Origin of the sequence: Nocardia sp. NPDC057440 (genome assembly GCF_042802915.1) — a bacterium.
Classification (GTDB): domain Bacteria; phylum Actinomycetota; class Actinomycetes; order Mycobacteriales; family Mycobacteriaceae; genus Nocardia.
In genome coordinates, this window is the sequence record NZ_JBHVDF010000011.1 from 45897 (window position 1) to 58110 (window position 12214).

Genomic DNA, 12214 nt, shown 5'->3' on the forward strand with positions numbered 1-12214 from the left:
TCCATGGTTCGGAGCTCCGACACGTTGACAGGTAAGGCATTTGCTGGCAATGAGCACGACTACATCGGTTCTCGCCACTTTCATCGGCCATTGATGCCGACTGGACAGCGGCGCAACCTTTCCGGCGTGTGTGAAGCAGCGTTCCGTTCTGGACCTGCTTCCTAAGCATCCACCAATTCACCGAGGGGTGGCGAGTGGTGGATGGTCAGAGAAGTGAAGGAACGTTTGACCGCCAGATGCTCCAGTGCGTCGATCTGGACGTACGCGGTTCATTCACGCAGTGCGCAGGCGTTCGTAGCCGAGCCGCAGCGCGGACCACGGCCGTTCAGCTGCCACTTGTGGTGAATTGGGGCGACGTGGCGGAGTCTCTAGCCGCCGGAGCCGCTGGCCGACAGCGATTCCAGCAGGCAGTCCCAGTGCGGGGCGCCGCCGGGACAGCCAGGGCTGGCGACCGGATCCGACTGTTCGACAACGGGTTCGGCGGGCTGCAGCGGGATGGCCGAAGCCGGCACGACCGCGGCCAAAGGCGCCAGCAGGATTGCGCCGGCAAGCACTCCGGCACGAACGTGGTTACGCATCTATGTTTCCTTTCGAGCGGCGAGGGGAGCCGCCGCCAGGAGACGCTATCGGCGTCGCAGACATTGCGGACAGACCCGGGAAGGTACGCCACCGAAACTGGGGGCTTCGCCGCCGCGACTTTCCTGCCGTCGTCCCCCGCGACCCAGGTGGGTGACCCGTCGGACCAGCCCTCGTGTCGGTACCAGTCGAGGAAGCCCTCGGCAAGATGGTCTTGTACTCAGCCCAGCCCGATCCAGACCATCACCACCACCACCGCTCGCCGCATCCGCACCGACGAGTTCCCGTTCGAGCGCTTCGAGACGAAAAGGCGAGGGTGCCAGCGCCCACGCCCCCGTCATCGCCGAACTGACCGACGGAGCGACGCGCGGCTTCCGGGAGAGCCGTCCTGCAACTCATTGTGCAGGGCCAGTTCGCCTACATCAGCGGCGTTCTCGTCAGCAAGGAGCCCAAGCCGTCGATGCGACCGACTACGGTTGATCCGCTTGCCGCGCACCAGGTCTCGCTCGGCTGCCGGGGAGTATGTGCCTTGTCGGCGCATCTGCCCGGTCCGGGTGCGCGGCACTCGCCCGATACACATGACACCGCATAGTTAGGGTCGACCAGCACCGACAAGCCCGGCCTTTGCTGTCGCTGGCCAGGTGCGCCTTGGTAGTCAACCCGTCACGGGAGCGGCCGATGCCGTCCCCATTCTTTTGCGCGCACCGACACTGCGTCGATCACTGCCCGCGACCGACGGATCGCCTCTTTCTTTACAGGCCTGGCCAGGAGAAGATCTTCGCCTGGGCTGGCGGTTGCTTCGGCAGGTTCGACTCCAGGTCTTTGTATTTGGTGGCCTGGTCGGTGTCTACGCTGGTGATGCGTTCGCGGACGGTGCGGAACAAGGTCTGGAAGTCTTCGACTACCTTGTAGTGCGACTCCATGACCGCGTAGACGCTGTTCTCCGAGCCTTGGGACTTCTTGCGCCAGCGATCGACCATTGTCTTGCCGGAGATCAGGTCTCGGTCTCCCTGCGGGTCGAATTTTTCACCGAGACCCCACTTATCCTGGTTGGAGATCTCGGTCATCTTTCGCTGTATCTTGAGGATCTCGTCCTTGAAGTATTCGCAGTCTCGGTCGATGTAAACGAACTTCTCGAGTTCCATACGCACTGTGAGCCGACCTTCTCGGGCTTCGGTGATCAGGTTGGCCAATGGAGTCGGTTTAGTCTTATCGTCGCTCGCCACGCGGGTCCCCTCCCAGTTTGGTCCGTGAAGCTGTAATCAGGCAGTGGCAGGCAGGCTGGGCACAACCTTCTCAACCAAATCGCGAGCCATGACGCACGAGTCAAGGTTCCCCGTGGTCGTCGATTTCGGGTTGTTCAGGTTGAATTCGAGGCTGCCGCCCTTCATCTCGACATCCACCGTGCATGCCTCTTTGATGAATGGGCCGTCGAACTGACGCGTCGAGATCGCCCGTCTACCACCAACGGTGAACTCGGCGGCTTCGGCGAAGTTGCGGCTGCGGATAAGGTCGACGGTGAGGTTTGTAGCGCGGATGCTCACCGAGTAGCTGCTTGACCGAACCCACGCGCAGCCTCGCCACTTGACCCCGCCGCTCGCATCTCCATTGGCCAGCTCCTGACCGTGCAGCTTCTCCGAATCCAGCACGCTTTGCGGAACGTCTTTGCAGGGGTCGTAACTTCGTGGCACATCCGCCGCCAGCGATGGCCCCGTACTCGTCGGGGTCGCGGGCTTGGCGTCCCCACCGGTCGATGGCCCACACCCCGACAACAGGACAACAGCGCCGACCGTAAACGCGGCACCGAGCAGTGTGTTTCCCCTGCTGGTCATGTGTTCCTCCCGGTCGCCGGCTGTATCGATGACATCGATCAGGGCCGGCCCGGCTCCCCGCCCCCTGTTCAGCTGGATTGAACGTACCGGCCGGTCACCCAGCGTGCAACCGTCCCTTGGCGAGGCTCCGGCGGAGTAGGAGACGCGCGCTGCGAACGCGGACCGCGATCTGAATGCCTTCTCATACGCAGTGTGTCCCTTGACTTTGCACGAGGATGTCGCTGCCGGATTGCGACCTTCAGCCTGGCGGCATCCGTGATCGCGATGCCGTCGAACCGTGTTGCACGGGATGGACTTTCACAGGGGTGGTCGACTGGCGCAATTCGATGTGGGCTCGTCGTACGGAACCACTTGGAGGGTGTTCGGTGTTTGTGTCCGGCTTAGGCGGGGCGGTTGAACTCTCCGTTCGTAACGCCAGCCGTGAAGGCATCCCATTCGCCTGGTATGAAGATCAGTGCCGGGCCGGCCGGGTTCTTTAAGTCCCGCACGCCGACCCTGCCGCCCTCGACCCACGCCACCTCGACACAGTCTGTCTGACCGCTGCTGTGGCTGCTCTTGAACCAGCGGGCACTGGATAGGCCAATGTTGTTCACGCTCAGGCTCCTACGTCGCACGGGCCGATTTGAGGGTGTTCGGTGTTTTGCGTCTGGTTCAGGCGGGGCGGTTGAACTCTCCGTCGGTGACGCCAGCGGTGAAAGCGTCCCATTCACTTGGCGTGAACATCAGTGCCGGACCGGTGGGGTTCTTCGAATCGCGGACGCCGACGCCGCCTGCGAGCCATGCCACCTCCACACAGTCGCTCTGACTGCCACTGTGGCTGCTCTTGAACCAGGGTGCGCCTGATAGGTCAATGCTGTTCACGCTCAAGCTCCTTCGTCACCCGGCGAACTAGCTCCCGGGTCTGTCTTTCATCCAGCGAGGTGGTTCGAATGGCAGCTGCAAGCTCACTATAGAGCCGCACCTCCTCGGGCTTCTCGAGGTAGACATCCTGAGTCGGTCCTCCCTCCATGAAAACAACAGGCGGTTCGACCGGCTCGCCTTTGGCCTTCTGGTCGAACGCGAGGACCGTGAACGAACCGTGCGGCATACCCCAGGTCAGGCCCGCTTCGTAGGGGTGGACCAGCAATGTGACATTGGGCAGCTTCGAGATCTCCGCCAGGTGTCGCAGCTGAGCCGCCATGACCTTCTGGCCGCCGATTGCACGGTGTAGTGCAGATTCATGCAGCAACACTTCGAGCGCGACAGGGCTCACTTTGCGGGTGACGATCGCTTGTCGCTTGCGCCGGTATTCCACCCGCCGGTCGATGTCATCACGGTCAGTGAATCCTGGGTGGGCACCGATCACGGCACGCGCGTAGTCCGCCGTCTGCAACAACCCGGGAATGTGCTCATGATACGTAACCAGACGTCGTGCGGCCGACTCGAGCCCGACGTACATGTTGAATGCGCCGGAGTACAAGCCGCCATACGCGTGGTACCAGCTCTGTGTCCTGGCCATCGCTGCCAAATCGACGGCGGCATCGATGTCATCGGGGCCGACGTCGTAAAGCTCGCACAGGGCGCGAACATCTTGCTTGCGTACCTTCTGGGTCTGTCCAGCTTCGATCCGTTGCAAGGCTGAGGCCGACAGGTCCACCAGCTTCGCGGCGGCGGCGACGGTGAAGCCGTTCGCGTCGCGCCAGTCGCGCAGGAACCGGCCGAGCTGGCGTCGCGGTAGCGTCGAGCTGGGTACGGCGTCGGCGTCGCCATCGATGCTGGTCATGGTCTTCCCCCTTGTCGCGGAAACGGATTGAATCAGTCACGCAATCGGGTCCGTTGTATCGCATTATCGGGTCGGTTCGTGGGGCTTTGGATGAATTCCAATCGGGTACCCGATTTAGCTGACTCTACGCTCGATCGGGTGGTCTGCTTTATCACGGCGTTCGGATGACACCGCAGATCGGAGCCTCGAAGCGGCTCCAAAATGCCGGAACTACAGCGACTTCAGCTCGTGCATCGCGGCTCGAAATCCACTCCCGCGAGCACATAGCGATCCGTTGTCTGCCGGTCACCTGAACGTCTCACATGCCAGCACACCGACCAGGTTCCGGGGGAACCATGACACACACGCAAGCTATCAAGTTGCCGACGACGAGCGACAAGCCGAAAGCCATTGGCTTCGTACGCAATGACGTGTCCGGTCTGGATGCGCCACGCCACGCCACGGACGTTCAGCGGCACGCCCGCATACGCGGCTACCAGTACGTGTACACCGTGCGACCACCGGCCGACGTCGACGACCCGATCGGGTACGTGCTCGGTATGGCGGCCGGACTCGGCGTCGACGTGATCGTTGTCTTCGACCTCGAGCACGTGAACTGCCTGCCCGCGTTGATCTGCGATGAAGGCTTCGACCTGGAAACTGTTTGCCCACAAGGTATGTGGGCGCGGGTCGTACAGCCCACGCCTGGTGTCGAGATAGGGGCCGCGTGATGCGCGAAGGCACGATCGTCACCCCACCGAGCATCTGCGGCTCAGCCGAAGTCGAGCTGGCGCACCGGCAGATGCGGCGACACCGTGCGTGCCGCATCGACCGGTGTGCGTGGAAATGGGTCGCGTACTACACGCTCGTGCACCACGGCCGGATCGCGCCGCAGGAGTTCAGCCCGCGCGAACGCGCCCACCTGCGTGGTGTCGCCTTCCCGGCCGACGCAACCGAACGCTGCTTGCCCGACGGCACACCCGTACCTCAGACGTTCCAACAGGTGCTCGACGGGCTCACGCAACTAGCACTACCGCCGACCTACCCGGGCAATGGCTGCGAGCGGTGAACGGCGCATGGGCACATGGCAAGTAGTGCACAGCATCCTCGCGGTTCTCGGGAGCGGATCGTGCGCCATGGTCGGGGTGGCGTGCGTGTGGCCAGTAGACCAGCCACGCCGCCACCGGCCGGCCCGAGATCGCTGCCCTATCCGGCCGGTCGAATGGCCGAAGGCGTGGACATGCGGCCCACCTGGTCGGCCGTTCACCCTCGCCGACGCCCATCTGGCAATGCAGCTGCACCGGGATCACGACTGCGACCGCAAGCACGCCGCGTTCGACGCACTGGTAGCCGCCGGACGCATCCGACCTGATTCATCACGCCGACATCGACTTTGGGGGAAGCCCTGGTGAACGAGCACGAAAGGCGGTCACGGCCCGTGACACGGCAACCGGATTCGTTTGTGGCGCTCGTGCGTTCCCTCGAGGCGCGGGCCGAGCAGGCCGGGTACCTGCTCGTCCATGCCGAGTATCCACCAGGCGGCTGGACACTGTTGGCTGCCGAAGACGGCGAGCGCATCTACAGCGGCAGCCTGGATCAGATCGATGCGTGGTTGAAGTCGTAGCGGCCGCGAGGCGCCAGGAGAGGGGCCTGGTCGGCTGCGCCGGACGTAGCAAGGACAGGGGAGAGGTCCGCCTTGCTACGTCCGTGCCTGTATGGATTCGGTCATGGCCCCGATCCCGTGGTTCAGCGACTTGCCGCGTCGACCTGTGCGGTACCGAGCAGGGCAGCGCCGCGCTCGTCGTATCAAACACACCCGCTACCAATAACATTCGAGACAGGGAGCTTCGGTGCGGAGTGCGGAGGAGCCGGGCAATGGTTTGTGGCCGCACCAAGCCGAGGCTGTCGAGAAGATCTGCGTCGAGCTGGGTGAACGGGGCCGGGCGACGGCCGTGGCCGCGTGCGGAACCGGTAAGACGCTGATCGGTGCGGAGTGCTCAGTGCGTTTGGTGCCCGCCGGTGCCGTGCTCATCGTGGTGCCCACCCTGGAGTTGTTGTCGCAGACCGCGCTCTCCTACGTGAGTCATCTCGGTTCGGCGGCCGGTGTCATCGCGGCGGTGTGCGGGGACAAACAGGTCACGGATCCGGCGGCCGAGCTGACCAGACTATCGGCCGCAGTCACCACCGACCCCGCGGTGATCGCTGGTTTCGCCGCGCGAGCCGAGCGCGTCACCGTGTTCGCCACCTACGCGAGTCTCCCGGTGATCATTGCGGCGCACGCCCAGAACGGGCTGGGATGTTGGGGTTTGGTCGTTGTGGACGAGGCCCATCGCACTGCCGGAGTGCGGGGGCAGTGGGCGCAGATACACGAGAATCGGCTGGTACCGGCGACGCGGCGGCTGTATCTGACCGCGACGCCACGGATTAGGACGCTCGGCGGCACCGACAGTGTGAGCATGGACGATCCCACGGTGTTCGGTCGGCAGGTGTTCCAGCTGCCGTTCGCGGCCGCGATCGAATCGGGCCTGCTGGCCGATTATCGCGTGGCAGTGGTGACGGTTACCGACGCCGAGGTGGCGAAACTGACCGCCGCGCGCCGGCTTGTGAGCGTCGAGGGGCGCGCGGTGTCGGCGCGGATGCTGGGCATGCAGGTCGCTTTGGTAAAAGCTGTGCGCGACTACGGGTTACGACGTGTGATCACCTATCACGGCCGTGTCATGGCGGCGACCCGGTTCGCCACGGGGTTGGCCGCGGCCATCGACCTGTTGCCCGCGGATGATCGGCCACCGTGGGAGGTGCGCGCCCGCTGGGTCAGCGGGGATATGCCGCCCCAGCACCGCCGTGCCGCGCTGGCAGCACTACAGCACCCCGGCGACTCCACAGTGGTGGTCTCCAACGCCCGCGTGCTCGCCGAGGGTGTGGACGTGCCCGCCCTGGACGCCGTGATGTTCGCCGACCCGCGCGACTCGGTCACCGACGTGGTGCAGGCCGTCGGCCGGGCTTTGCGACGCGGCGGCGAAACGGGAAAGATCGCCACGATCATCGTGCCGATCTTCCTCACCGAGGGCGAGAATCCCCAAGCGGCGCTGGATGGTTCGGATTTCGATACCGTGTGGCGGGTGGTGCGGGCGTTGCGTGCGCACGATGAACGGATCGCCGACTACCTGGACCATCGACGCCAGCTGTCGCGGCCGGGCCTGCCCGAACCCAGGGAGACCGGCTATCTGCCGAACCTGCTGCAGATCGACGGTGCGCCCGCTCGGGTGAGCGATGCGTTCCATCGAGCGATCCTGCTGCGCACCGTGGCGACGACGACCTCACCATGGTGGGAGAACTACGGTGCCTTGGTGTCCTTTCACGCCGAGTTCGGACACGCCGATGTCGCCTACGACTACCGCACTCCCGACGGCTATCAGTTGGGCCGGTGGTTGGGCCGGTGTCGACGCGAATACAAAGCCGCGACACTGCGCGCAGATCGGGTCGCGAAGCTGGAGGCCCTCGGCGTGGACTGGGATCCGTTCACGACCAGATGGGAAACGGGAATAGCCGCGCTGCATCGATTCCGCGCCGAGCACGGACACCTGAGCGTCGCCGCCGACTATCGGTCCGCGGAGGGACACCGGTTGGGTGAGTGGCTGGTGCAGTGCCGCACTCGGCAACGGGCCGGGAAGCTTTCGGCGGAGCGGGTCGCCGAGCTGGAAGCCCTTGGCGTGGACTGGGATTCGCTCGCCGTGAAATGGGAGGCGGCGATCGTGGCGCTGCGCGCTTTCCATACCGCACACGGGCACGGCAATGTCGCGGTGTCGTATGTGAACGCCGATGGCTTCGAGCTGGGGCAATGGCTGCGCAAACGCCGCGAGCAGTACCAGACGGGAACCTTGCCGGAGGAACACATCGCAGCCTTGGAATCTCTTGATGTCGACTGGAATCCGACCATCAGTCGCCACGCGATCCGATGGAAGATGGCATTGGCCGCGCTCGATGCCTATCGGACGCATCATGGTCACACGGATGTCCCGGCCACCTATGTCGCATCGGACGGATTCCAGCTCGGGAAGTGGCTGTCGCGCCGCCGCGAGATGTTCCGCGCCGGGACGCTGCCGAGCGAACAGGCCACCGGGTTGGCCGCCGCAGGCATCGACCTTGCCGAACCGCGATGGAGCCGACGTCTGTGGAACCGGCACCTCGAAGACCTGACCGCGTTCCGCCGCGAGTACGGTCACGCCAACCCTGCCCAGAGGCACACGACGCCAACAGGATTTCGGATCGGCGCATGGATCAGTGGATGCCGAACCAGCTACCGATCGGGCGAACTGACCGCTGCCCAGATCGACGACCTGCATCGCCTCGGCGTCGATCTGGGACCACAGCTCACCGGCGGCACCGCGCACAAACAATCGCGATGGCGGATCGGAATCGAACAGCTCGAGGCGTACCGGAACATGCACGGTCACGCAGACGTCGACAACAGCTACCGCACCGCGGACGGATTCCGCCTCGGTGCGTGGCTCGCGCAATGCCGGCGCGACCATCGCTCGGGCACGCTACCCGCAGACCGCGCCGCCGAACTCGAAACCCTCGGCATCGACTGGCGTGGTCCACGAGAAATAGCGTGGGACAAAGCCATCGCCGCGCTGATCGCCTACCGCGAGCGGCACGGGCACATCGACATTTCCGCGTGTCACGTCACCCGCGACGGTTTCCGGCTCGGCACGTGGATCCGATCACGCCGCAACGACTATCGAACGGGCCGACTGTCCGCGCAAAGAGCGCAAGCCTTGACCGAACTCGGCATCGACTGGCATCCCGCCGGTGGCCGGTAGTCCAGCACGGACACCACCGTTCACGTCACCCAGCCTCGAGCAGCCTGGCCCCGGCGACCTCACGAGCGAGACCACTGAATTCCACAGGAGGCCCGATCCGCCAGGGACCGGGCTATTTGTTGCCCTGTCAGTGGAAATAGCTTCGGTTGCGCCTCTCATTCAGCTCGATCAACTCGTCTTCGCTGAGCTCGTCTTCGTCTGCCGGTGCGGGACGATGTCGCGGTGCGGGCACTGTCGGCGCCGGACGTTCGACGGCGCTCTCCAGCGTCTCCCGCACCGCCTCGATCCGGGGATCCGCGCTGAATTCGGCCAAGCGGTCTCGCACATTGATGCGCGCTTCCTCGAGGGCTTCCCGGGCCAAATCGGTGATCAGTTTCCCGAGTTCGACCCCATACGGCGTGACGCTTTCGTCGATGCGAACCGCGGCCAGGGTCCCGTCCGCGCCCACCTCTACGGTGACTCCATATCGACCGGCGCTGGCCCGATCGGTCAGCAGCGCCCGCCGCACCGCGTCCATCCGGCCGTTGATCGGATCGATGTCTTTACTGTTTGGATACACCGTCGACTTCGCCCTCCACGTGTCCAATACAGTCGTGCTAGCGTAGCTCGCTTCCAGGGGAGGGACGAATGACCGAGCTTTATGTTGATCAACCCGCAGTTGAGGGCATGATCGGTGCGCTGAACCAGTCCCGCGATGCGCTGGCACAGATCCCCACCAGCAGCTTCATCGCCGCGATCGAGCAGGCGTTGCCGGGCTCCGGTCTCGGGCACGCCTTCATGAAGGCAGGCTGGCGAGCGGGAGCGAGCGTGAAGGGCGTCAATGCCCAGCTAACCGAAATCGCGGACAAGGCGGGCATCAGCATCGTCGAGTACAACAACCGCGACCAGACCAATGCCGGTGCGTTCGAGTCTGTCGGCGACGCCCCTCGATGAGTTCGCTACCACCGACAAAGTCGCAGATTCGCAGCTGGAACGTCGCACCCCTGACAGACCAGGGCCTGGAGTGGGGCCGCGGCGTCCAGGCGATCACCGACGAGCACGGCGCCGTCTCACGCCAACTCGCCGATTCTCCTGGCTTCTGGCGCGGGCCTGCGAGCGATGCTATGCGCGACAAAGGCACCGAAGCGCTGTCCTCGATGTCCAAGGTGGCCACTGCCTTTGAAAAGGGCGAACTGGCGAGCTCTCAGATCGCGCAGACCCTCGGCTTCGCGAAAACCGCCGCAGTGAACGCGATCGCGACCGCCGAGGAGCAAAAGTTCATAGTCGCCGAAAGCGGCGCCGTCGGCTACGACGACACGACAGTGGGGTGGCTGCTGAGCTATCCGGACACCTCATGGGTGACCGCAGACTATGTCTTGCGCGCGATCGCGAAGCAACACGAAAGCGACATCGTCAAGGCGCTCCAAGCCGCCGCCGACGCCGCCGAGAACGCCCGCAAATCCATCGAAAACGCCTTCGCCGACGTCCCGATCCCACCCAGTGCGGAACTCGAGCGCATCGTGAACGACTATCAGGTGGCTGCCGATCCGGATGGCATGGTCAAGTGGCCGGAGGGGACGCTCAAAGCCTTGATGGAAGTGAAGAGTTGGGGGGAGTTCGAGCCCAAGGACGTCACCGCGAGTGAGGCCGCGATGCTCGATCAACTCAGCCTTGCCGACAAAATCAAGTTCTACCGCATCATGACCGACGCCGAGGACACGGCGAAAGATCAGTTCGGCGGCGAACAGGATGACCACACCGACGCATTCCGGCACACCTATTGGAATGCGCGGATGACACAAGAGTTCGGCGAGGAATGGACCAAAGAGTACACCTCGAAACATGAAGCAAGGCCGGACAATGCCGCGGTTCGCGAGGCAATGGACCTGTACAACAACGAAGTCGGTCGCAAGATTGCCTTGGCGAACCCGGACGCCAGCCCAGAGGATCTTCAAGGCCTGGTCAAGGACGCTGTTGATCGGGGCGACACAGTCCTGATCGGTCAAGACAAGAATCTGAACTGGACCAATCAGGTCCGAGTCGGGGACAGTGTGAACTCGCAGAAGTTCGATGAGGATCCCGCCTTCCTACCGGGTTCCCCTGTGCCGAACAATCGGCCATCGCCGAAGTGACACACGCTGATTCTGCTATTTCGAAGACACGGAGACACATGCTGAACGTCATAGGCTCTGCCGCTCGACGGGTACTCGGCGCGTTCGGGCTGGCCGCGCTCATCGCTGTCGGTTCGGGATGTAGTCAGTTACCACTCGGCGGCGACAAAGTAGCAGTGGAGGACGAAAATCCTGATTTGGCAGCAGCTTTCAGGCAGATCCTCGATTCGAGAGGTTCCGCAAACCTTGGCGAGATGATGGCTGAGGCCGGCCTACCCGCCGCATCATGGGACCGCATGTACTCCTTCGACTCGCCCAATACCGAGAAGGAACTCAACGCTGCTCTCGGCACTGATGGGCTCAGCTGGGCGAAACTTCCTCAGGATTCCGAGCAGACAACGCAGGTCTTCGTACTGAACGGCAAAGTCGTTCGCGCGTTCAACGACAAGAAGCCGAGACACGGTGTCCGCAACGGAAAATATGCAACTCCAGCTTCCGCCGTACGCGCGGTAGAGGAACCTCGCGGCTACCCGGCAACCGGCACGGTGTGGGTACTCGAAATAGACGAGCTTTCCTAGAGTGAGGCGAGAGACGGCCAGGTCGTGCGAATCAGCACATATACGACTCCTAGGTGGGCGCGGCCTGTGCGGGCTGGCGGCGGTCGTCGTGGTGACCGCAGGATGCCAGTTCGGCGGTGAGAGCGTGATCGTGCAGGCCGAGAATCGGGCTCTGGCAGCGGCTTTCGATCAGGTGCGGGATGCGCGAAATACCGCACGGCTCGGAGATATCGTCACTGGTTCAGGGATTGGGATCGGGGCGTGGGATCGGATGTACAGCTTCTACTCACCGGTGTCCGAGGAAAAGGTGAATGCCACGCTTGGGACCAAGGACCTCGACTGGAAGGGGCTACCACAGGGCTCGGATTCCGCGATCCAGGTGTTCGTGCGGGACGGCAAGGTTGTGTACGCGTTCGACGACAAGGTGCCGCGCCACAGTGTGCACGCGACGAAGTACGCCACGCCCGATTCCGTTGTGCAGACTCGAGAGACCGAGCAAACCGGGCCGCTGTCCAGTGGTCCGGTTCGGGTGCTGGATATCGAGGAATTCTCCTGACAGAAGTCGTGAAGTTGATCCCAGAGCTTTGCAAGAAAG

15 protein-coding genes are annotated in these 12214 nt (G+C 63.7%); 8 read left to right on the forward strand and 7 right to left on the reverse strand.

What is annotated here, in order from left to right; genetic code table 11:
* Window positions 1-368: 368 nt before the first annotated feature.
* From ACFU4Z_RS22665 to ACFU4Z_RS22690, 6 genes are all read right to left on the reverse strand, one after another.
* Complete coding sequence (locus tag ACFU4Z_RS22665; RefSeq protein WP_379066114.1) at window positions 369-578, reverse strand: hypothetical protein; 210 nt, start codon at window positions 576-578, stop codon at window positions 369-371.
* A gap of 750 nt (window positions 579-1328) precedes the next feature.
* Window positions 1329-1721, reverse strand: coding sequence for a hypothetical protein (locus ACFU4Z_RS22670; RefSeq protein WP_379066522.1), 393 nt, complete (start codon window positions 1719-1721; stop codon window positions 1329-1331).
* 117 nt (window positions 1722-1838) lie between these two features.
* Window positions 1839-2408 (reverse strand): DUF3558 domain-containing protein, encoded by a 570-nt coding sequence (locus tag ACFU4Z_RS22675; protein ID WP_379066117.1) that lies wholly within the window; start codon window positions 2406-2408, stop codon window positions 1839-1841.
* Between the two features lie 380 nt (window positions 2409-2788).
* On the reverse strand, window positions 2789-3001 hold the full coding sequence (locus tag ACFU4Z_RS22680; RefSeq protein WP_379066119.1) for a DUF397 domain-containing protein: 213 nt from the start codon (window positions 2999-3001) through the stop codon (window positions 2789-2791).
* 58 nt (window positions 3002-3059) lie between these two features.
* Window positions 3060-3269 (reverse strand): DUF397 domain-containing protein, encoded by a 210-nt coding sequence (locus tag ACFU4Z_RS22685; protein ID WP_379066122.1) that lies wholly within the window; start codon window positions 3267-3269, stop codon window positions 3060-3062.
* Window positions 3256-4170 carry a helix-turn-helix domain-containing protein gene (locus ACFU4Z_RS22690; protein WP_379066125.1) on the reverse strand — a complete coding sequence of 305 codons (915 nt, stop codon included), beginning with the start codon at window positions 4168-4170 and terminating at the stop codon, window positions 3256-3258. Before ACFU4Z_RS22690 ends, ACFU4Z_RS22685 begins: the two co-directional genes overlap by 14 nt.
* 335 nt (window positions 4171-4505) lie before the next feature.
* Between ACFU4Z_RS22690 and ACFU4Z_RS22695 the strand changes: the two genes are divergently transcribed.
* The 4 genes from ACFU4Z_RS22695 to ACFU4Z_RS22710 all read left to right on the forward strand — a co-directional run bounded on the left by ACFU4Z_RS22695 (window position 4506) and on the right by ACFU4Z_RS22710 (window position 8972).
* Window positions 4506-4880, forward strand: a complete 375-nt coding sequence (locus tag ACFU4Z_RS22695) for a hypothetical protein (RefSeq protein ID WP_379066128.1) — start codon at window positions 4506-4508, stop codon at window positions 4878-4880.
* Entirely contained in the window at window positions 4880-5218 is a 339-nt protein-coding gene (locus tag ACFU4Z_RS22700; RefSeq protein ID WP_379066131.1) for a hypothetical protein, read from the forward strand. Before ACFU4Z_RS22695 ends, ACFU4Z_RS22700 begins: the two co-directional genes overlap by 1 nt.
* A 369-nt stretch (window positions 5219-5587) precedes the next feature.
* A complete protein-coding gene (locus ACFU4Z_RS22705; RefSeq protein WP_379066133.1) occupies window positions 5588-5773 on the forward strand; it encodes a hypothetical protein in 186 nt (61 codons plus the stop codon).
* 226 nt (window positions 5774-5999) lie between these two features.
* Window positions 6000-8972, forward strand: a complete 2973-nt coding sequence (locus tag ACFU4Z_RS22710; RefSeq protein WP_379066135.1) for a Helicase associated domain protein — start codon at window positions 6000-6002, stop codon at window positions 8970-8972.
* Window positions 8973-9099: 127 nt separating this feature from the next.
* On the opposite strand, the gene ACFU4Z_RS22715 is transcribed toward ACFU4Z_RS22710, so the two are convergent.
* On the reverse strand, window positions 9100-9531 hold the full coding sequence (locus ACFU4Z_RS22715; RefSeq protein WP_379066138.1) for a hypothetical protein: 432 nt from the start codon (window positions 9529-9531) through the stop codon (window positions 9100-9102).
* Window positions 9532-9599: 68 nt separating this feature from the next.
* On the opposite strand from ACFU4Z_RS22715, the gene ACFU4Z_RS22720 reads away from it, so the two are divergent.
* From ACFU4Z_RS22720 to ACFU4Z_RS22735, 4 genes are all read left to right on the forward strand, one after another.
* Window positions 9600-9905 (forward strand): hypothetical protein, encoded by a 306-nt coding sequence (locus ACFU4Z_RS22720; protein WP_379066141.1) that lies wholly within the window; start codon window positions 9600-9602, stop codon window positions 9903-9905.
* Between the two features lie 203 nt (window positions 9906-10108).
* Complete coding sequence (locus tag ACFU4Z_RS22725; protein ID WP_379066144.1) at window positions 10109-11083, forward strand: DUF6973 domain-containing protein; 975 nt, start codon at window positions 10109-10111, stop codon at window positions 11081-11083.
* Between the two features lie 38 nt (window positions 11084-11121).
* Window positions 11122-11640: a hypothetical protein gene (locus tag ACFU4Z_RS22730; protein ID WP_379066147.1), complete on the forward strand. Its 519-nt coding sequence runs from the start codon at window positions 11122-11124 to the stop codon at window positions 11638-11640.
* Window positions 11641-11728: 88 nt separating this feature from the next.
* Complete coding sequence (locus tag ACFU4Z_RS22735; RefSeq protein ID WP_379066150.1) at window positions 11729-12175, forward strand: hypothetical protein; 447 nt, start codon at window positions 11729-11731, stop codon at window positions 12173-12175.
* Window positions 12176-12214: the final 39 nt, after the last annotated feature.

Bases quoted from the DNA above. Each gene is read 5' to 3' on its own strand.
- ACFU4Z_RS22695 (WP_379066128.1), top strand. From the start codon at position 4,506: ATGACACACACGCAAGCTATCAAGTTGCCGACGACGAGCGACAAGCCG.
- ACFU4Z_RS22725 (WP_379066144.1), top strand. From the start codon at position 10,109: ATGTCCAAGGTGGCCACTGCCTTTGAAAAGGGCGAACTGGCGAGCTCT.
- ACFU4Z_RS22690 (WP_379066125.1), bottom strand. From the start codon at position 4,170: ATGACCAGCATCGATGGCGACGCCGACGCCGTACCCAGCTCGACGCTA.
- ACFU4Z_RS22665 (WP_379066114.1), bottom strand. From the start codon at position 578: ATGCGTAACCACGTTCGTGCCGGAGTGCTTGCCGGCGCAATCCTGCTG.
- ACFU4Z_RS22670 (WP_379066522.1), bottom strand. From the start codon at position 1,721: ATGGAACTCGAGAAGTTCGTTTACATCGACCGAGACTGCGAATACTTC.
- ACFU4Z_RS22700 (WP_379066131.1), top strand. From the start codon at position 4,880: ATGCGCGAAGGCACGATCGTCACCCCACCGAGCATCTGCGGCTCAGCC.
- ACFU4Z_RS22675 (WP_379066117.1), bottom strand. From the start codon at position 2,408: ATGACCAGCAGGGGAAACACACTGCTCGGTGCCGCGTTTACGGTCGGC.
- ACFU4Z_RS22730 (WP_379066147.1), top strand. From the start codon at position 11,122: ATGCTGAACGTCATAGGCTCTGCCGCTCGACGGGTACTCGGCGCGTTC.
- ACFU4Z_RS22720 (WP_379066141.1), top strand. From the start codon at position 9,600: ATGACCGAGCTTTATGTTGATCAACCCGCAGTTGAGGGCATGATCGGT.